Here is an 18,494-nt window from a genome sequence, read left to right on the forward strand (position 1 = left end):
AACCTCATGCAAGACGCAATGACACTGGAGCAACGCATCGCCCGCCTCGAGGCCCTGGAGGCCATCCGAGAGCTCAAGCATCGTTGCTTGAACGCATGCGATCTCAAGGACGTGGCCGCGATTCGCGACTGTTTCGCTCAAGGCCCGGTGCTGATCGACTACGGCCCGCTGGGCGTGTTCAACGACCGCGAACCGTTCCTGGCGCTATACCGCGAACTGGCCTGTGTGCCCCGGGTGATCGATCTGCACCACGCCGCCAACCCGCAGATCGACTACCAAGACCCAGACAACGCCCAGGCGCGCTGGGCCTTGCACTACCAGAACCGCGACGCTGAAACCGGCGTGACCCGCCAGCTTGGTGGCTTCTACCAGGACCGCTACCGACGAGAGGCGGGTCAGTGGCGCATCGTCGAAACGGTATTTCGCGGGCACTTCGAAGTGGTGCGGCCAAAGCCCGGACCGATCAGTCCCTGGCCTTGAACACGCCGGCTTCGCGGCCCATCTGGTTCGAAGCCTGGGGCAGGGAGGTCACTTTGATCGCTCGCGCCGGCACGGCGAACTTGGCCCCGATGCTGGCGAACTGCTCAAGCAACTGGAAGTTGATCGCCTGCTGGATGTCCATGTACAGGTTGTAGCCGGGGTCGAGCACGATGTAGACGCATTCGAACTCCAGCGACTCCTTGCCGAAGCCGCGCAGGTGCGCGCGGTCGAAGCGTACCTGCTGCTGGGACTTGATCACCTGGGCGACGATGCCCGGCGCCTTTTTCACCGCCTCGGTGGGCGTGTCGTAGGACAGGCCGAATTCAAAGACGATGCGCCGTTCCTGCAGGCGTTTGTAGTTCTGGATGGTGCTGCTGATCATGCCGGCGTTGGCCATGACGATCTGCTCGCCGCCCAGGCTGCGGATGCGCGTGGTCTTCAGACCAATGTGTTCGACCGTGCCGGCCAGTGGGCCGATGACGATGAAGTCGCCCACCTCGAATGGCTTGTCCACGGCGATGGAGAGGGAAGCGAACAGGTCGCCGAGGATGTTCTGCACCGCCAGCGCCACGGCGATCCCGCCCACGCCGAGGCTGGCGACGAAGGCGGTGATGTTCACCCCCAGGTTCGACAGCATCGCCAGCAACACCATCGACCACAGCAGCACCCGCGCGCCCCAGGCCGACAGGGTGGCCAGGGCGCTGCCTTGGTAGAAGCCTTCGGCGCTGTGCCGCGCGAAATAGCGGGCAAGGCCCAGGGCGATGGCGCGGTTGGCCCACAGGCCGATCTGCAGGGCGGCGACCACGAACCACAGGCTGCCGACCCGGTCCAGCCAGCGCTCGGGCAGGTCCAGCACGCCCAGGCCCACCAGCAGCGCGGCGAGCAGCAACAGCACGTTGCTGGTGCCATCGAGGACTTTGGCCAGGACTTGGGCGAAATGCCCATCGTGGGAGGACCAATGCTGGACCCGGCGCTTGACGAAGCTGATCGCCCAGCGAGCGATCAGGAAGGTGAGGATGCTGACCGCCAGGGCCAGCATCAGGTTGAGCACAGAGATGCCAAAGAGCGTCGTGGTCGTCAGCGATTCGAGGAATCGTTCGTTCATCGTCGGTTGCCCTCCAAGGCAGTGTTGAACACGTGCTCGTTAGAAGGGCATTGGCATCGGGGGTTGGACCGCATGTGTGCGGCCCTCGACGAACGGTGCGCGCGTGAGTGCCGCGCTTCAGGCTTGGCGCTTGGGCACAAAGCGCAGGATGGCGCAGGCGACGAGCGCCGACACCAGCGAGCCGAGCAGGATGCCGATCTTGGCCTCGTCGATCCGCTCGGGCTGCCCTGGGAAAGCCAACTCGCCGATGAACAGGCTCATGGTAAAGCCGATGCCGCACAGCATCGCCACCCCGTAGATCTGCAGCCAGCTGGCGCCGCGCGGCTTGGCCGCAAGGCCGGTCTTGACCGCCAGCCAGACGCCTGCGAACACGCCCAGCTGTTTGCCCAGCAACAGGCCCAGGGCAATGGCCAGTGGCAGCGGGGCGAGCACATCGCTCACGCTCAAGTGGCTGAAGGAAACCCCCGCATTGGCAAAGCCAAAGGCCGGCACGATCAAGAACCCGACCCATGGCGCCAGGGCGTGCTCGAGCTTGAGCTGCGGGCTGGCTTTGCCGACCCCGGCGCTGTAGGGAATCAACAGTGCGCCGACCACGCCAGCGATGGTGGCGTGCACACCCGACAGCAAGGTGACGTACCACAGCGCCGCGACACCCAGCAGGTACGGCCACAGAGACACCACGCGCAGACGGTTGAACGCCAGCAGCACGAGGATGATCCCGCCTGCTGCAGCCAGGGCCAGCAGGTTGATCGACGAGGTGTAGAACAGCGCGATGATCGCCACGGCGCCCATGTCATCGATGATCGCCACCGAGACCAGCATCACCTTCAGCGACAGCGGTGCGTGCCGACCCAGCAGCGCCAGGGCGCCGACGGCGAAAGCGATGTCCGTGGCCGCGGGGATGGCCCAGCCGCTGGCAAGGCCCGGTTCGCTGCGCGAGACCGCCAGGAAGATCAGCGCCGGGACGGCCATGCCCATCAAGGCCGGCAACGCCGGCAGGCGGCGTTGCTCCCAGGTGGCCAGACGGCCATCGACCAGCTCGCGCTTGATTTCCAGCCCCACCAGCAGGAAGAACACCGCCATCAACCCGTCGTTGACCCACAGGTGAATGGTCATCGGGCCGAGCTTGTCGCTGAGCGTGGGCCCCACGGGCAAGTGCAACAGATGTTGGTAAGTGCTGGCCCAAGGGCTGTTGGCCAGGACAATGGCAAGGGCAGCGGTGATCATCAGCAGCACGCCGCCAGCGGCCTCGCTGGTCAGCAGGCGGTGCAGCAGCGACGGCCGCGCAAGGGTGGGCACAGGTGCATTCATACGGGAGTCCTCGTTCATGACGTCACCTTCGCGAGGGCAGCGGCGCGTCGGAATGCGGACACAGCAAAACGATGGCCCCGGACGTTCCGGGCCACTGCAGCAAAGGATGGGAAGAAGGGAAGGGGATGGCGCTTGGAAAGCCCGGCCGAGACACGGCGGAGCGGGGAACGCCAAAACAGTGTGGAGGCTGCATGCGACATGAAAATAGCTCTCGGAAAACAAATGAATGTTCTCCGTATTCGGGAAGGCTCCCGGGCGCACGCAGCACACGCCAGGCGACAATTCTACGAGGGTAATTCGCTACTTTCTGTAGGAATTTACTTCGAAATGTTGCCGCGGTTGTGTTTTGTTTTGCTCAAGCCCTGGCCATGTGCAGGTCACGTCGCTGTCATGCCCCCTTGGTAAGGTCAGGCGCCCATGCGTCCAAACAACAAGAAGGTGACCTAAGGTGTTTTCCGGCACGCCCCGCAAACAGATCATCCTCCGCTCCCGAGGCCTGCGCAGCGACGCTTTCGGTGCGTTGTTCTCGCAGATGTTCGACAACCTCTATGCCGACTCGCTGGCGCTGTCGGACGACATCGTCATCAGTGGCGTCTATGGGCGGCACGAGGGCGTCAGCTTTCGCCGCATGCACTACCGGGGCGACTGCTCCATCACCTTTGGCGCCCCGCAAGATGAGATCACCTTCGTGCTGCCCAGCGCCGGGCGGGTCGTCTTCGAGCACGGCGTCGAGACGACCGGCCGGCCCGGTATGGGCCTGGCCATCGACAAGCGAGCGATCCGGACCCTGCATTTTGCCGACGACCATGCCCAGTGCGGCATGTCGATCCGCCGGGGGCTGATCACCGAGCGGCTGGCGATCCTGTTGGGCCGTCCGGTATTACAGCCGATCCGCTTCGAGCCGGTGGTGGACCTGGGTGTCGCGGCGTTCCAGGGCATTCGTGCGTTGCTCGAGCTGGCCACGGGGAACGCGTTCGACTCGTTGATCCACGCGGGCGTGCTGATGCCAGTGCGCTTGCAGGAAATGCTGGTCGACGCGGTGCTCGAGGCCTGGCCGCACAACCACAGCGAAGCGCTGCGCCGGCCCTCGCCGCAAATCGCGCCGCGGCATGTGAAGCTGGCCATGGACTACATCCGCGCCAACCCCCACAGCCTGTCCAGCGGGGCCGAGCTGGCAGCGCTGGCCAACGTCAGCCTGCGGGCTCTGCAGCAGGGCTTCAAGCGGTTCGTGGGGGCATCGATCGTCGATTATCAACGCCAGGTACGCCTGGAGCGGGCCTATGAAGCCCTGGCACGTGGGGAGTCCGGTTCGGTGTCGGAGGTGGCGTTGCGTCATGGGTTCAGCAACGCCGGGCGGTTTTCGCACTACTTCCAACAGGCCTATGGCGTGAGCCCCGCTCAGGTGCTGCGGGGAGTGTAAGCCCCCGCTCTGCAGAGCAGTGGGGGTCAGAACGCGTAGCTGGCCTTCAGGCTCCCGATCACCCCATGGCTGTCACCGCCCCCCATGGCCGCCACTTCACCGCCCACGCTGAACGCACCCAGGTTGGCCATGAGGTTGACCGCGCCGGTGAACTGGTCGCGATTGTCGAACGCGGCGCGTTGTTCGATATCCAGCCCCAGCAGATGACCTTCGCTGTCCACCTGATGATCCCCAAGCACATGCTCGTAACCCACCGAGAAGCCCGGCACCAGCTGCCAGCCGCTGTCCAAGTGCACCGCCGCCAGGTTGCCCTGAAGGTTGGCCACGGCGCTGCGTCGGGTCTGCCCGATGCCATCGACGTCCAGGGCCAGCTCGCTGCCTTTTTCAGTGAACCCCGACAGGTCCACATGACTGACCCTCACGCCCAGGCTCGGTTCCAGCACCAGCGCGCCGCTGTTCAGGCGATAGCCCAAGGCAACGCTCGCCCCCGCCAGGTTGCCGTGACTGTCGCCCTTGGCCCGGCCCAGGCCGCCGCCCAGATCGCGCTTGCTTTGATAGTCGAACCACCCGGCGCTGGCCTTGGCATCGATGAACAGCCCTCGCTCCAGGCTGCCGGGAGCGAAGCGGGCACCTGCACTGAGGAAGGTCAGGTCGGTGTCTGCCTCACCGCCAGCGCCGCCGACGTTGCCGTTGCTGTAACCGAAGCCGGCATGGGCACTGAGCTGCTCGGAAACGCGCTGGGTCACGCCGATCATCAGGCCCTGGCTGTGCTCGTTGCTGCTTTGTGCTTGGGACGAGCCGTCGGTGCCCACATAGCCGGCCAGCGCCGTGCTCCACAGGCGCGACTGACCAGGCTTGAGGTCCGCGCCATGGGTGAAGGGCGCTGCTGCCTGGTCGATCATCGCGCCCTGGCGCAGCAGGTAGCTGGCCGCATCCGCATGCACCTGGCCCCCGACAGTGGATTCCAAGCCCCCCAAAGTGCCAGCATCGATGGCCGATTGCAGGTAGTAGTTGTAGGCGCTGTAAGTGCCAGAGAGCGAGCTGTCCTGCAGGTCTTGCAACAGACCTGCGCCGGCGGCAGCGTTGCCTTGCAGGCTGGCCTGGCCGGGCAGGCTGTTATAGCGGACCATCTTGCCGCGCAGCACGTAGATCGTTTCCTGGGACAGGCCTAGGCCCTGTTTGAGGTAGTTGTCCATGGTGCCGTAGCGCGCCTTGACCTCATCGAGCCCAGCCTGCAGGTAGCTGGCGTCCACGCCGATCATCGGCCCGTAGATCGCCGCCAGGTTCGGCGGCAGCGCTGCCAGCGTCGCCGCGATGCGGTCAGCGGTGTAGTCGTTGGTGGCCAGGTAGTTGGCCATGATGGTGGCGTCGTCCACCCCGGCGATGCTTTGCAGTACCGCAGCGGTCCAGCCGGTGCGGTCCTTGCCGGCGGTGCAATGGAACAATGTCGCGCCTTCGGCGCTGGCCAGTTCGTTGAACAGCACGGTGTACTGGCTACGCATGCCCGCGTCATAGACGAATGCGCGGTTGGTCTCCTTCATCATGGCAATTGCCTCGTCGGCGTTGTGGAACGTGGTGTTGGTGATGTCCACCCCCGAGGTGGTCGCACCGATGATGTCGATGTTCTGGTAGCGAACGCCGGGCGGCAGGCGGTCAGGCGTGACGGCGATCTCGTTGGGGGTGCGCAGGTCGAACACCTTGCCGATGTTCAGGCTGGTGAGGGTGGCCATGTCCGCGTTGGTCGGTGTCACGGCATTGGTGCGGTAGAACACGCCGGCGCGCAGGGTCCCATTGTGGGCGGTGCTGTACGCGGTGGTGGTGCCGGCAATGTCGCGGAAGTTGTCCATGCCCACCAGGCGCGGAGTGTTGAGCGGGTCGGCGGCGTGAGCGGCGCCAATGGCGAGGGTGAGCAGGGACAGGGAACACAGGACGCGTGAATACACGGATCTAGCCTCGTTGTTGTGTAGGGGCTAGCCACTATTAGCGCGTTCGTTGGGCCGCGATATTGCACAGGCCCCTGGCGACGACGATGAGTGCGCGATTGGTCTGCGCGGTGCGCGATCTGTCTATCCAACTCCTGTTCTTGCAGGGTTCTCGAGGCCCATTCGCGTGTAAATCGACACCCACCTGGTCCCGGTGAATCTTGTGCGAGCGGGTTAACCGAACTGCCGTGAACGGCACGGCCGGTGCCTTGCGCGGGCGAGGCTGCCAGGCAGCCTCAGGGTGGGTTTACACGCAGGCGTAGACCACCAGTTCCACCAGCATTTCCTCCCGCGCCAAACCGGCCACCACCACGGCTGCACGGTTGGGGTAGGGCGCTTGGAAATAATCGGTGTACAGGCTGTTGACCGTGGCCAGGTAACTGCGGTCGGTGACGTAGATCAGCACTTGGGTCACGGCGTCCAGCGAGCTGCCGGCCGCCTCCAGGGTGTGCCGCAGATTGTCCAGGGTCTGGCGGGTCTGGGCCTCGATGCCGCCAGCGACGACCTGGCCGTGGGCGTCGATGGGAATCTGTGCGGTGTACAGAGTGCCATTGCCGACGACCGCCCATTCCAATGGGGCCTTGGAGGCGAACAGGTTGGTCTTGATCGCATGTTTCATGAAGGAAATTCCTGAGTGTTCGGTAAGGGTCAGTCGGCATCGCTGCCGCCGCCCGCGCCATGGCGGCGGGAGGCTTCGGTGCTTTCGACGAGGATGTGATCGGCCATCTGCTTGAGCCTGCGCCAGGTGTGTTCGCTGACCGTGAACCCTTGGTTGAGCAGGCTGTGGGTCGCGGCGACCGGAGCGATGGCCCGGGCAGGCCGACTGAACAACACCGTGATGCTTTGCTCGATCGCATCCCCGGCACCGGGCGGGGCGTCGCAGTGCAGTTGAGGATGGTTGGCGCCTGCGGCGAAGCTGGCCACATGGCGCTGGCGGGCATCGTCCCAGCGGGCCTGCACCTGCAGCCCCATCTCGGCCGCCCGGCTCAGGTAGCCCAGCAACAGCAGGCGGTTGTGGCAGTGGTGAATACGCAGCACCGCCTGACCGCTGCGCAGGGCCTTGCCCAGCGCTAGTTCCACCACGGTCGCGGCGCAACGCAGCACGCTCTGGCCCTTGGCGTCGATCACCAGCAGGGCGCTGTCTTCGTAGCACAGGGTGAACGGCTGCTCGGCTTCGCTTTGCAGGTAGTCCAGGGCTTTTTCCAGCGTGCCGATGCCGTCCAGCCCTTGCAGGTGCAACCAGCCGACCAGGTCGGCGGCGTCCTCGCAGTCGCCAGCGGCAAAGCCCATGCCTTCGAAGGCCTTGCGGCACATCACCTGGATTTCGTTGAGCGATACGCGCATGGTCACAGCCCCTCCTGCGGCATCACCGCGAAGTTCCAGTCGTCATCGAACGGCTGGCCGATGTCGCTGACCAGCGGCGCGCCCTGGAACAGCGTGATGCGTACCCAGCGACTGGACTTGGGGTCGAACTTGCCCGCGCCGAAGAACGCCAGTTTGCAGCGCAGCAGGTGGATCGGCAGCATGTCCTGGGCCAGCAGGTTGGCGCGGATTTCGCCATAGCTGGTATGCGCCATGCCTTGCAGGCGGCGCACCGTGCCCTTGAACGCCGGTTGGGCGATGAGGAAATGCGCGGTCAGTGCCTGGGGTTGCTCGCGCAGGTGCTCTACTAACGCCCCATGACAGCGCTGGATGTTGCGGGCGATGCCCAGTTGCATCTCTTTTTCGGCGCCCGGCTCCTCGGCGCGCATGCCCAGGCGCGGCTCTTCTTTTTCGGCCGAGCGGTACCAGAAGAAATGCTCGGCTTCGACATTGCCGAAGTCGTAGGCCAGGGCCCAGGCGTACTGCCGCTCGATGAGTTCACGCAACTGCGCAAGGGGCATCTGGGCATCCAGGCGCAGGCCTTCGACCACACCCATCTGCTCGGCCAGCGGCGTGACTTGCTCGGGGTACAGCTCCAGCAACAGGCTCACCAGCAGTTCCTGGCAACCTAGCCCGGCGTGGGCTTCGCTCCAGGCCAGCAGGCGCGGCCAGAGATCGTCGCCCGCCGGCTGGCCACCGAGCCAGTCGGCCAACGCCGACAGCTCGGCGAGGGTGCGCAGGTTTTGCTCGTGCTGGCGCACATCTTCGGTCTGGGTCTGGCTCAGGTGCAGGTGGGCGCGGCTGAGCAACCGCTGAAGGCGGGCCAGATGCGCAGGTTCGGCCGATCGTGCCAGTACCTGCGCCAGGGCGGTTTCCCGCGTGCTGATCCAGCGCTCCACGAGCTGCGGGTGATTGATCAAAAAAGGCGCCATGCCCAGGCCCGTGGCATTGCCTACGCCCAGGTAGCGTTGCAGTGCCGGGGCCAGCTGTACCGCCCGTTGTGGGTTGAGCGCACGGGCCATGTGCTCGATCTGCTCGATGCTGAAATGGCGCAGCAGGTACACCGTGAACATCTGCGCGCTGAACGGCTGGTTGAAGTCCGGGTTGTCTTGCAGGCAACCAAAGTCGGCGATGCCGAACTTACCGTTGCCGTAGACGGCGGTGGTGCGGTAGAGGTAGCCCACCTCGGCCAGCTGACGCGGGTCCGGTTGCTGTCCTTCGGCCAGCGCCGCCAGGAACCGGTCGAAGTTGCGCAGGCTGCGGTTGGCCCGGGACAGCACCAGCACGCGGGCATCGAAGCGACCGGCTTCCTGCAGCGGCACGTTGCGCGCAAGCTCGTCCAGTTGCGCCGCGTCGATATCCCCGGCCACCAGCACGAAGGTCACGTCCCACTGGTCGGCGATCACCCGGTCGCTGCGCTTTTCCGGCGGCAGGTAGGCCGAGAAGATCACGCAGTGGTAATGGGCACTCGGCGTGTCGATGCGGTAGATCACAGTGCCGAAACCTTCGCCATCGAGGTCGAAGCGGCTGCGCTGGATCTGCCAGCGCTGGTTCATCATCCGCCGCATGCTGCTGCGCACGAAGCTCAGCGGGCTTTGGAAGTGGCTGCCCAACCGGGCCAAGTCCATGACCTGGTCGGCAGGGCGCAGCGTGGGGGTGGCAAGCACGGTGTTGGACATTGTTGTCGTACCTGGATGCATCATGTTCAGACGCCTTGTTCGCGGGCCATGTGCCGGGCGATGCGCACCGCATCCCACAACGCTGGCAGGATCACCAGCGACACCGGCACCGCGGTGATGACAATGAAGGACTGCAGGGCGGTCACGCCGCCTGCGCCGATGGTGATCAGCACCACCGCCGCCAGGCCCATGCCGATGGCCCAGAAGCCGCACAGCCATTTCTTCGGTTTATCGTTGCTGGACATCGCCAGCGCCACGGTGAAGGCCATGGCATCGCCGTTGGTGGCTACCGAGATGAAGCTCAGGAACAGGAACAGCGCGCTGATCAAGCCGCCCAGCGGCAGGTTCTGCGTCACGCCCAGCAGCAGGTCCTCGGGTTGGGCGCCATGAGCGGTGACAATGCCTGGGGTCTGCAACTCAAGGCCAATGCCGGTCCCGCCGACCACGGTGAACCAGAACATGGTCACCAACGGTGCGATGATCGACAGGGTCATGATGATCTCGCGGATGGTGCGGCCCCGCGAGATCCGCGCGACGTACAGCGCCACCATCGGCGCATAGCCGATGAACCAGCCCCAGTAGAACACCGTCCACCAGTCCAGCCACTTGGGATCGGCGCGGAACATCGTCATCGGGATGAAGTGCTCCACATGCAGGGCGAAGGCCTGCGGGAAACCGCCGAGGATGAACAGCGTCGGCCCGAACACCACCATGAACACCGCCAGGCCAATCATCAGCCAGACGTTGATTTCGCTGACGAAGCGGATGCCCTTGAGCCCTACCAGGCAGGAGACGGTGTACATCGCCGTGACCAGCACGATGGTGATCGATTGGGTGACGATGCCGTTGGGGACACCCCACACCGCATGCAAGGCGCTGCTGATCTGCAAGCCCAGGAAACCGATCGGGCCGATGGTGCCGGCGACCACCGCGATGATCGAGGTGGCGTCGGCCAGGGTGCCGATCGGGCCTTTGAGCGCGCGTTCGCCGAACAGCGGGTAGAGCAGGGTGCGCGGAGCCAGTGGCAAGCCTTTGTCGTAGTGCAGGTGCATCAGCACGATCGCCAGCAAGCTGCCGAGCACCGCCCAGGCCAGGAAACCCCAGTGCACGAAGGACTGCGCCAGGGCTGCGGTGGCCGCCGCTTCGCTGTGCGGTTGCACGCCCGCGAACAGCGGTGGCGGGCTGGCAAAGTGCATCAGCGGCTCGGCCGCGGCCCAGAAGGCGCCGCCGCCGGCCAGCAGGGCGCACATGATCACGGCGATCCAGTTGAAGGTGCTGATGTCCGGGCGTTGGGTCACGCCGCCCAGGCGTACGCGCCCGCACTTGGAAAAGCCAATGGCCAGGCTGACCACGAAGGTCGCCAGCATCAAGACCTGCCAATACAGGCCAAAGGCCTTGGTCGACCAGGCGAACAACGTGTTGACCAGGGCCGAGACCACATCGATGTCGATCAGGGCCGCCAACAGAAATGCGCCAAGGAAACCGCCGCTGATCAGAAACAGCGGCCAGTCGATGTCCCGCGACAGCGGCAGGCGCAGGGTCTGGTCGTCAGCCGGCAGGGTGGTTGGGTTTTTCATTTAGCCTCCGGAACCTGTGATTGTTGTTTTTGTAAGGCTGTCCGTGCGAGGGGCTCAGGCCTGCGCCGTGGTGGCGGTTTCCAGCAGGCGCAACCAGTTCAGCCCCATGATCTTGCGCACGTCTTCCTCGGCAAAGCCACGGGCGCGCAGGCCCTGGGCGATGTTGGGGAAGTCGCGGCTGTCGCGGAACCATTGCAACGGCGCTGGCCAGTTGGCGTTGTCCTTGGAGCCTTCGCCGTAGTCTTTCTCCTTGCTCCAGCGGCCGTTGCGCATCCATTCGAGCACTGACAGCGGCTGTCCCTGGCACAGGTCGGTGCCGATGCCGATGTGCTCGACGCCCATCAGGTCGGCGGTACGCGCGACCATGTCGCAGAAGCTCTCCAGGGAGCACTCCGAAGCGCCCTTGAGGTGGAACGGGTAGGTGCTAAAGCCCAGCAGCCCGCCGGACTCGGCGATTGCGCGCAGCACCGCGTCGGACTTGTTGCGCTTGGCGGCGTGGAAGCTCGACGGGTTGGCGTGGGAGATGATCACTGGCCGGGTCGACAGCTCGATGGCCTCCAGCGTGCTGCGTTCGGCGCTGTGGGACATGTCGATCAGCATGCCGACGCGGTTCATCTCGGCGATCACCTGGCGCCCGAAGCGGCTGATGCCGTTGTCTTCGCGCTCGTAGCAACCGCTGGCCAGCAAGCTCTGGTTGTTGTAGGTCAGCTGCATGACGAACACCCCGAGCTGGCGGAAGACTTCCACCAAGGCGATGTCGTCCTCGATCGGCGAGCAGTTCTGGAATCCGAAGAAGATCCCCACGCGGCCCTCTTCATGGGCCAGGCGAATGTCGCTGGCCGAGCGTACCGGGCGGATCAGTTCGGGCCAGGTCTCGAAGCGGCGGTTCCACTCGCCCAGGCGCGACAGGGTTTCGCGAGCGTTCTCGTGGTAGGCGATGGTGGCGTGCACCGCGCTCAGGCCACCGGCCTGCATTTGCTGGAATATCTCCGGGCCCCAGTTGGAGTACTGCAGGCCGTCGATCATCAAGAGGTCGTGCATGGCGCGTATTCCTTCAGGGCCGCAGATAGGTGGTCTTGACCACGGTGTAGAAGTCGCGGGCGTACTGGCCCTGTTCGCGCGGGCCGAAGCTCGACGCTTTGCGACCGCCGAACGGCACGTGGTAGTCGGTGCCGGCGGTGGGCAGGTTGACCATCACGCAGCCGGTCTGGGCGCGGCGCTTGAACTCACTGGCGTGGCGCAGGGACTGGGTGATGATGCCGGCGGTGAGGCCGTATTGGGTGTCGTTGAGCGTGGCTAGGGCCTCTTCGAAGTCGCGCACGCGGATTACGCAGGCGATGGGGCCAAAGACCTCTTCGCGGTTGATGCGCATGTCGTTGCGGCTGTCGATGAACAGCGCCGGGCGCATGTAATAGCCGTCGGTGTCCAGCTGCAGGCGTTCGCCGCCTTCGATCAAGGTGGCGCCTTCGGCCTGGGCCAGGTGCAGGTACTCCAGGTTCTGCTCCAGCTGGCGCGCATCGGCGACCGGGCCGATCTGCACCCCGGCTTGCAGGGCATGGCCGACCTTGAGCTGGCGCATGCGCAGGCGCAGGGCCTCGACAAAGCGGTCGTGGATTGCCTCGCAGACGATCAAGCGCGAAGACGCCGTGCACTTCTGCCCGGTGCCGAAGAACGCCCCGTTGAGCGCGCATTCCACCGCCAGGTCCAGGTCGGCGTCGTCCATCACCACCAGAGCGTTCTTGCTGCCCATCTCCAGCTGGCAGCGCACCAGGTTGCCGGCGGTGGCAACGGCGACGCGGCGGCCGGTTTCCAGGGATCCGGTGAAGGTCAGGGCGTCGATGTCGGCCGAGTTGACCAGGGTTTCGCCGACGCTGGCGCCGCTGCCCATGACCAGGTTGAAGGTGCCGGCGGGCAGGCCTTGGCGGCTGATGATCTCGGTCAAGGCCCAGGCGCTGGCCGGCACCAGATTGGCCGGCTTGAACACCACGGCATTGCCGAAGGCCAGGGCCGGGGCGATCTTCCAGGCCGCCGTAGCCATGGGGAAGTTCCACGGGGTGATGATGCCTACCACGCCCACTGGCTCGCGGTGCACTTCGATATCGATCCCTGGACGCACGGAGGCGGCGGTCTCGCCCATCTGGCGCAGCACTTCGGCGGCGTAGTAGTGGAAGAACTGGCCGCTGCGGTAGACCTCGCCGATGCCTTCGGCCAGGGGCTTGCCTTCTTCACGCGAGAGCAGCTCGCCGAGTTCTTCCTTGCGGGCGATCAGCTCGTCGCCGATGGCCATCAGCACCTGCTGGCGGGCCTCAAGGCCCGAGGCGGCCCACAGGGGTTGCGCAGCGCGGGCGGCCTGAATGGCCTGGCGGGCCTGTTCGGCGCTGGCCTGGTGGTACTCGCCGATCAGATCGCGTGTATCCGAGGGGCTGTGATTCGCCAGGGTGGCCTGGCCTTCGCACCACTGGCCATCGATGTAGTTCTTGTACGTCATGGATGAAAGCCTCCGTTTGCCTGGCTCTCATCTTGCGAGCAATATGCAGCAAATAAAAATTAATAAAAAAAATGCTTTGATAAGGATCGCTAACCATGCTGCCCGAACTGAAGATTGCCCAACTGCGCTATTTCGTGCTGGTCGCCGAACTCAAGAGCTTCCACGCCGCCGCACGCCAGGCGTTTCGCACCCAACCGGCCATTTCCCTGGCGGTGCGGGAGCTGGAGCAGAAACTGGGCCAGGCCCTGGTCGAGAAGGGCGGTGGCCGCGTGGAGCTCACGCCGTTCGGCGAGCATTGCCTGCCGCTGTTTCGCGGCTTGATCGAACACCACGACCGCATCGCCCGCGAGGCCACCTTGCTGGCCCGGCACGAGATTGGCCAGGTCAGCATCGCCACCGTGCCCTCGGTGGCCAGCCGCTTGCTGCCAGGGCCGTTGGCGCGTTTCGTAGCCGAGCACCCGAACGTGCAAGTCAGCATCCAGGACGGCACGGCCGAAAGTGTCCAGCAACTGTTGACCAAGGGGCAGGTGGACTTCGGGATCAGTAGCCTGTGGATGGAGGACGAGCAGATCGAGTTCATGCCGATCGCCCATGACCAGGTGGGCGTGGTGTGCCGGGCCGATCATCCACTGGTGCAGGTGGGCGGGGCCTTGCATTGGTCGCAGCTGCAGGGCCTGCCGATGATCGGCAACGGCACCTCGCGGCTACTGGAAGGCACGGATGCGGCGTGTTTGCTGGAGCACAGCCGGTTGTTCGTCTCCAACATGATTTCGTTGATCGCGATGTTGGAAGAAGGGGTAGGGATCAGTACCCTGCCGTACCTGGCGTTTCCGCTGGAAAACGAAAAACTCGCCTTCCTGCCCTTGGCCGCGCCCAAGGTGGAGCGCCAGATCGGCATGCTCACCCGCAAGGGGCGCAGCCTGTCACCGGCGGCGGGGGCGTTGATGGCGTTCTTGCAGGCGCAATGGCCGAGCGCCGAATGAAGGCCCACAGGTACCACGTCGCGCTTGGACCTGTGGGGCAAAGCCTACGATGGGCTGCAACACCGCCACACCTTCAGCGTGAGGTCTCGACGCGCAGCACCTCGGTGTAGATGGCATCGACCGTCTGGCCGACCTTGAGGTTCTTCATGCGCGCTTGTAGATCAGGGTTCTCGACCTTGACCACCTGCACCTTGCCTTCCGGCGGCAGCAGGGTCACTTCATGGTTCTTCAGGTCGATCTTGCTGATCTTGGAAGTGACCTTGACCTGGCGGAACGCCTCGCCGCCGGGGTTGGGGTTGTCCTTGGTGGCGCGGATGGTGCCGGACTCCTCGCTCATCTTCGGCGCACCACCGACCTCGGTATTGAGTTCGTAGGCGACCGCCCGGGTCACGTAGATGTCCACGTTGTCCCCCACCTTGAGGTTGGGCAAGGCCTTGGCTTTCTCGGTGAGCTGGAAGGTCACAGGTTTCTGGTTGGGGCCTTCGACGGTGACCTGGTAGTTCGGCGCATCCACCGCCAGTACATGGGTGGAGACGTGGCTTTCCAGGGCTTCACTGCCCAGCGGCAGCGGGGCCGCAACGACGGTGAAACTGGCGGCGCAGGTCAGCGAAGCAAGGGCGAGGGAGCGGGTGAGTTTCATCGGGCTTCTTTCCATGTCGTCGATTCCGGTTAGGCGTGCGCTGCGCACGCGCCTAGCAAGCATAGCCAGACTCTGGCGATATGCCTGTAACCAGGATGGCCCGTGACGAAGCCGGTGCTGCGGTCTGCAGGGGGCGCAAACTGCCCTTTGCGGAAGCGAATTTACCCGCCAATGCGACAGTGGTTTCATCAACGGCATTCGCCGGTAAACCTGCCCCACGGGGACTGCACAGCCTGACGGTGAATTTTTTTACGTTCCGCTGTATCTGATGCCATAGAACGTGCATCCGCGACAGGGAGCGACCATGAAATCACGGAAAAAGACCGTCAAGCCGATCGGCTTGCAGGACATCACCATCGTCGACGACGCCAAGATGCGCAAGGCGATCACCGCCGCGGCGCTGGGCAATGCCATGGAGTGGTTCGACTTCGGTGTCTATGGGTTCGTTGCCTATGCACTGGGCAAGGTGTTCTTTCCTAACGCAAGCCCCGGGGTGCAGATGATCGCGGCACTGGCCACGTTCTCGGTGCCATTCCTGATCCGCCCGCTGGGTGGGCTGTTCTTCGGCGCGTTGGGTGACCGCTATGGGCGTCAGAAGGTGCTGGCGGCGACCATCGTGATCATGTCCTTGAGTACGTTCGCCATCGGGCTGATCCCGTCCTATGCCTCGATCGGCATCTGGGCGCCGATCCTGTTGCTGCTGGCCAAGATGGCCCAAGGGTTCTCGGTGGGCGGCGAATACACCGGGGCGTCGATTTTCGTGGCCGAATACGCACCGGACCGCAAGCGGGGCTTTCTCGGCAGTTGGCTGGACTTCGGTTCGATCGCAGGGTTCGTGCTGGGCGCGGGCCTGGTGGTGCTCATCTCCACTGCACTGGGCGAGGCGGCGTTTCTGGAGTGGGGCTGGCGCTTGCCGTTCTTCCTGGCCTTGCCGCTGGGCCTGATCGGCCTCTACCTGCGCCACGCCCTCGAAGAGACGCCAGCTTTCCAGCAGCATGTCGACAAGCTGGAGCAGGGCGATCGCGAGGGCCTGGCTTCAGGCCCGAAGGTGTCGTTCAAGGAGGTCGCCACCCAGCACTGGCGCAGCCTGGTGACCTGCGTGGGTGTGGTCATCGCCACCAACGTCACCTACTACATGCTGCTCACCTACATGCCCAGCTACCTGTCCCATAACCTGCACTACAGCGAAGACCATGGGGTGCTGATCATCATCGCGATCATGGTCGGCATGTTGTTCGTGCAGCCGATCATTGGCCTGTTGAGCGACAAGGTCGGCCGCCGGCCCTTCATCATCGGTGGCAGCGTGGGGCTGTTGGTGCTTGCCATTCCGGCGTTCATGCTGATCAACAGCGGCGTGCTCGGGGTGATCTTCGCCGGTTTGCTGATCCTGGCCGTGCTGCTCAATTTCTTCATCGGGGTGATGGCTTCTACCTTGCCGGCGATGTTCCCCACCCATATCCGCTACAGCGCTTTGGCCAGCGCCTTCAACATTTCGGTGCTGATCGCCGGGCTGACCCCAACCATCGCCGCCTGGCTGGTGGAGAGCACCGAAAACCTGTACATGCCGGCCTACTACCTGATGGTGATCGCATTGGTGGGATTGGCCACGGGCGTGTCGATGAAGGAGACGGCCAACAAGCCCCTGCACGGCGCTGCCCCCGCTGCCTCGGACATCGAAGAAGCGCGCGAGCTGCTGCAGGAACACCACGACACGCTGGAGCAGAAGATCGAAGACATCGACGCGAAGATTGCCGAGCTTCAAGCCCAGCGCGCACGTTTGGCGCAACAGCATCCTCATATCGATTGACGGCGCGAAGCGGAGTCTGAATGTTCATTGCAAGTGCAAACTATTTAAGTCGGGTGATTAATTTGACGCCATAAAATAATTGGCAAATACCCGAGGTAGAGCGCTTGCAAAGTCATTTGTTGGCACCTTTACTTGTTACTGGATATGAGGGGCGCTGTTTCAATGAAGCGTGGCTTTCATATCAATGAGTTAAAGGGTGCATTGACGTTTCGCGTTGATATTCCGGCCTATTTGTCAGGTTCATAAAGGGTGGCTACATCCTTTATGGGTTTGCCGTTCCTGACGGGTCCCGCTCAGTGGGGAGGACTGTTCATGGAAAGTGAGGTGTCGGCGTTCAGTCAATTGGATTCCCATCATCGTCGGCACTGGACATTGGCCGCGTATAAATACATCGCGCGAAAACGGCTGGCTCGTCATGTCGATATCAGCCTGAAAAGCATCGCGGAAAAAAGCTGGGACATCGCCCCAGGTTGCCTGTCGTTCTCTCCGCCAGCCATTGCGCTGCCCGGCCAGCTGGAGCGCGTCACCGGCTGGGAGGAAAAACGCTTCTATCCATATGAGCACCCGGCCCGCACCATGGCAGGGTTGGGCGAAGTGGTGCAGGGCCCGACCCGGGGCTATCTGCTCAAGGACGTCTGGTTGATCGACGGAGTGCTGTACAAGGGGCGGGCCAGTTTCTGGCTTTCCCAACGGCCCAGGGCATTCCCGCCTGTGGTCGTGGAGCATGAGATCGACCGCGGGGCAATCTACTGTTCGGTCAACGGCAATACCTGGTTCGGCAACTGGATGGTCGAAGACTGCGTGACCTATCCCCTGGCCGCCGAGGAAGGTGTGCCGGTCACTGTCGGGCCGTCGGCGCGGTTTCCCATCTACACCCAGGCGCCGCCCTACGAAGACTGGCTCGGCATGAAGCCAAGGCGCCTGAGTGGCGCCTACTTCCATGAACTGGTGCTGTTCGATGACTTCTGTAACAACCGCAACAAGTATCTGCGTTTTCGCGCCATGGGCGACAAGCTGCTGTCGCGGGTGAACTATCAGTCTCACCCCGGCGTGTTCTTGCTGCGCGGTGGCGACGGCGACCTGCGCTTGCTGCGCAACGAACTGGAGTTGGCCGAGCACCTGCGTCGAACCCGTGGTTTTCACGTGGTCGATCCGCTGAAAAGCGACGTGCCGTCCATCGTTGCGGCCTGCGCCGGGGCGCAGGTGGTGATCGGTGTCGAGGGCAGCCAGCTGGTGCATGGGGTCAATGTCCTGCAACCGGGCGGTGCTTTGCTCGCCCTGCAACCGCCCAATCGCTTCGTCAGCTATTACAAGTACCACACCGACCGAGACAACCAGCACTTCGCTTATGTGGTCGGTACCCCCGATGGCGACGGTTTCAGGATCGACATCGAGGAAGTGGAGCGCACGTTGGATTTGATTCCACCGCCGTGAGCCGTGACCCAGAGCACGTTCAGGATGTGGCCCGGGCCAGGAGAAGGTTTGCCGTCTTCACCATTTGAATCCACTCCTGCTCGGTCACCAACCCCCTCTGCCGGAGCAACTGGGCCTCCAGGATGGCCTCGTCGTACTCGGATTCGGTGAACCCCTTCAAGTGCACGTGCCTTGACGACCACAAGGCAAATTCCGGTGATTGAATGTCGTTCATCGTCGCAAACCC

The 18,494-nt window shown here is 64.0% G+C and carries 16 protein-coding genes; 5 read left to right on the top strand and 11 right to left on the bottom strand.

Going from position 1 to position 18,494, the window contains the following annotated elements; genetic code table 11:
- Nucleotides 1–6 precede the first annotated feature (6 nt).
- A complete protein-coding gene (locus BLS27_RS15930) occupies nucleotides 7–480 on the top strand; it encodes a nuclear transport factor 2 family protein (protein ID WP_244155249.1) in 474 nt (157 codons plus the stop codon).
- On the opposite strand, the gene BLS27_RS15935 is transcribed toward BLS27_RS15930, so the two are convergent.
- Nucleotides 464–1,585 carry a mechanosensitive ion channel family protein gene (locus tag BLS27_RS15935; RefSeq protein WP_043209235.1) on the bottom strand — a complete coding sequence of 374 codons (1,122 nt, stop codon included), beginning with the start codon at nucleotides 1,583–1,585 and terminating at the stop codon, nucleotides 464–466. The genes BLS27_RS15930 and BLS27_RS15935 overlap by 17 nt on opposite strands.
- A gap of 117 nt (nucleotides 1,586–1,702) precedes the next feature.
- Nucleotides 1,703–2,896, bottom strand: a complete 1,194-nt coding sequence (gene nhaA, locus BLS27_RS15940; protein WP_090345794.1) for a Na+/H+ antiporter NhaA — start codon at nucleotides 2,894–2,896, stop codon at nucleotides 1,703–1,705.
- Nucleotides 2,897–3,344: 448 nt separating this feature from the next.
- Here nhaA and BLS27_RS15945 point away from each other — a divergent pair, with 448 nt between their 5' ends.
- Nucleotides 3,345–4,316 carry a helix-turn-helix transcriptional regulator gene (locus BLS27_RS15945; protein WP_232092034.1) on the top strand — a complete coding sequence of 324 codons (972 nt, stop codon included), beginning with the start codon at nucleotides 3,345–3,347 and terminating at the stop codon, nucleotides 4,314–4,316.
- Between the two features lie 26 nt (nucleotides 4,317–4,342).
- Here BLS27_RS15945 and BLS27_RS15950 read toward each other — a convergent pair whose 3' ends face one another.
- From BLS27_RS15950 to BLS27_RS15980, 7 genes are all read right to left on the bottom strand, one after another.
- Nucleotides 4,343–6,259 carry a tyrosine-protein phosphatase gene (locus BLS27_RS15950; RefSeq protein WP_090345588.1) on the bottom strand — a complete coding sequence of 639 codons (1,917 nt, stop codon included), beginning with the start codon at nucleotides 6,257–6,259 and terminating at the stop codon, nucleotides 4,343–4,345.
- Between the two features lie 286 nt (nucleotides 6,260–6,545).
- The gene (locus BLS27_RS15955) at nucleotides 6,546–6,917 is read right to left on the bottom strand and encodes a RidA family protein (protein ID WP_090345589.1); all 372 of its coding nucleotides are present in this window, start codon (nucleotides 6,915–6,917) and stop codon (nucleotides 6,546–6,548) included.
- Between the two features lie 29 nt (nucleotides 6,918–6,946).
- A complete protein-coding gene (locus BLS27_RS15960) occupies nucleotides 6,947–7,642 on the bottom strand; it encodes a DUF3726 domain-containing protein (protein WP_043209242.1) in 696 nt (231 codons plus the stop codon).
- Nucleotides 7,643–7,644: 2 nt separating this feature from the next.
- A complete protein-coding gene (locus tag BLS27_RS15965; RefSeq protein ID WP_090345591.1) occupies nucleotides 7,645–9,339 on the bottom strand; it encodes a hypothetical protein in 1,695 nt (564 codons plus the stop codon).
- A 26-nt stretch (nucleotides 9,340–9,365) separates the two neighbouring features.
- On the bottom strand, nucleotides 9,366–10,916 hold the full coding sequence (locus BLS27_RS15970) for a BCCT family transporter (protein ID WP_043209246.1): 1,551 nt from the start codon (nucleotides 10,914–10,916) through the stop codon (nucleotides 9,366–9,368).
- Nucleotides 10,917–10,970: 54 nt separating this feature from the next.
- Nucleotides 10,971–11,957 (bottom strand): dipeptidase, encoded by a 987-nt coding sequence (locus BLS27_RS15975; protein WP_090345593.1) that lies wholly within the window; start codon nucleotides 11,955–11,957, stop codon nucleotides 10,971–10,973.
- 13 nt (nucleotides 11,958–11,970) lie between these two features.
- A complete protein-coding gene (locus BLS27_RS15980) occupies nucleotides 11,971–13,404 on the bottom strand; it encodes an aldehyde dehydrogenase family protein (RefSeq protein ID WP_090345595.1) in 1,434 nt (477 codons plus the stop codon).
- A gap of 95 nt (nucleotides 13,405–13,499) precedes the next feature.
- On the opposite strand from BLS27_RS15980, the gene BLS27_RS15985 reads away from it, so the two are divergent.
- Complete coding sequence (locus BLS27_RS15985) at nucleotides 13,500–14,387, top strand: LysR family transcriptional regulator (protein ID WP_090345597.1); 888 nt, start codon at nucleotides 13,500–13,502, stop codon at nucleotides 14,385–14,387.
- Between the two features lie 73 nt (nucleotides 14,388–14,460).
- Here the strand turns inward: BLS27_RS15985 and BLS27_RS15990 are convergent, their stop codons facing one another.
- Nucleotides 14,461–15,027 carry a hypothetical protein gene (locus BLS27_RS15990; protein WP_232092033.1) on the bottom strand — a complete coding sequence of 189 codons (567 nt, stop codon included), beginning with the start codon at nucleotides 15,025–15,027 and terminating at the stop codon, nucleotides 14,461–14,463.
- A gap of 304 nt (nucleotides 15,028–15,331) precedes the next feature.
- Here BLS27_RS15990 and proP point away from each other — a divergent pair, with 304 nt between their 5' ends.
- Complete coding sequence (proP, locus tag BLS27_RS15995; protein WP_043214829.1) at nucleotides 15,332–16,834, top strand: glycine betaine/L-proline transporter ProP; 1,503 nt, start codon at nucleotides 15,332–15,334, stop codon at nucleotides 16,832–16,834.
- Between the two features lie 312 nt (nucleotides 16,835–17,146).
- Nucleotides 17,147–18,268, top strand: a complete 1,122-nt coding sequence (locus BLS27_RS16000) for a glycosyltransferase 61 family protein (RefSeq protein WP_090345601.1) — start codon at nucleotides 17,147–17,149, stop codon at nucleotides 18,266–18,268.
- A 19-nt stretch (nucleotides 18,269–18,287) separates the two neighbouring features.
- Here BLS27_RS16000 and BLS27_RS16005 read toward each other — a convergent pair whose 3' ends face one another.
- Complete coding sequence (locus tag BLS27_RS16005; protein WP_090345603.1) at nucleotides 18,288–18,482, bottom strand: hypothetical protein; 195 nt, start codon at nucleotides 18,480–18,482, stop codon at nucleotides 18,288–18,290.
- Nucleotides 18,483–18,494: the final 12 nt, after the last annotated feature.

Origin of the sequence: Pseudomonas guariconensis (genome assembly GCF_900102675.1) — a bacterium.
GTDB lineage: Bacteria > Pseudomonadota > Gammaproteobacteria > Pseudomonadales > Pseudomonadaceae > Aquipseudomonas > Aquipseudomonas guariconensis.

Excerpts from the sequence above, each read along its gene's own strand:
- BLS27_RS15930 (WP_244155249.1), top strand. The coding sequence starts at position 7 with ATGCAAGACGCAATGACACTGGAGCAACGCATCGCCCGCCTCGAGGCC.
- BLS27_RS15935 (WP_043209235.1), bottom strand. The coding sequence starts at position 1,585 with ATGAACGAACGATTCCTCGAATCGCTGACGACCACGACGCTCTTTGGC.
- nhaA (WP_090345794.1), bottom strand. The coding sequence starts at position 2,896 with ATGAATGCACCTGTGCCCACCCTTGCGCGGCCGTCGCTGCTGCACCGC.
- BLS27_RS15955 (WP_090345589.1), bottom strand. The coding sequence starts at position 6,917 with ATGAAACATGCGATCAAGACCAACCTGTTCGCCTCCAAGGCCCCATTG.
- BLS27_RS15960 (WP_043209242.1), bottom strand. The coding sequence starts at position 7,642 with ATGCGCGTATCGCTCAACGAAATCCAGGTGATGTGCCGCAAGGCCTTC.
- BLS27_RS15965 (WP_090345591.1), bottom strand. The coding sequence starts at position 9,339 with ATGTCCAACACCGTGCTTGCCACCCCCACGCTGCGCCCTGCCGACCAG.
- BLS27_RS15970 (WP_043209246.1), bottom strand. The coding sequence starts at position 10,916 with ATGAAAAACCCAACCACCCTGCCGGCTGACGACCAGACCCTGCGCCTG.
- BLS27_RS15975 (WP_090345593.1), bottom strand. The coding sequence starts at position 11,957 with ATGCACGACCTCTTGATGATCGACGGCCTGCAGTACTCCAACTGGGGC.
- BLS27_RS15980 (WP_090345595.1), bottom strand. The coding sequence starts at position 13,404 with ATGACGTACAAGAACTACATCGATGGCCAGTGGTGCGAAGGCCAGGCC.
- BLS27_RS15985 (WP_090345597.1), top strand. The coding sequence starts at position 13,500 with ATGCTGCCCGAACTGAAGATTGCCCAACTGCGCTATTTCGTGCTGGTC.
- BLS27_RS15990 (WP_232092033.1), bottom strand. The coding sequence starts at position 15,027 with ATGAAACTCACCCGCTCCCTCGCCCTTGCTTCGCTGACCTGCGCCGCC.
- proP (WP_043214829.1), top strand. The coding sequence starts at position 15,332 with ATGAAATCACGGAAAAAGACCGTCAAGCCGATCGGCTTGCAGGACATC.
- BLS27_RS16000 (WP_090345601.1), top strand. The coding sequence starts at position 17,147 with ATGGAAAGTGAGGTGTCGGCGTTCAGTCAATTGGATTCCCATCATCGT.
- BLS27_RS16005 (WP_090345603.1), bottom strand. The coding sequence starts at position 18,482 with ATGAACGACATTCAATCACCGGAATTTGCCTTGTGGTCGTCAAGGCAC.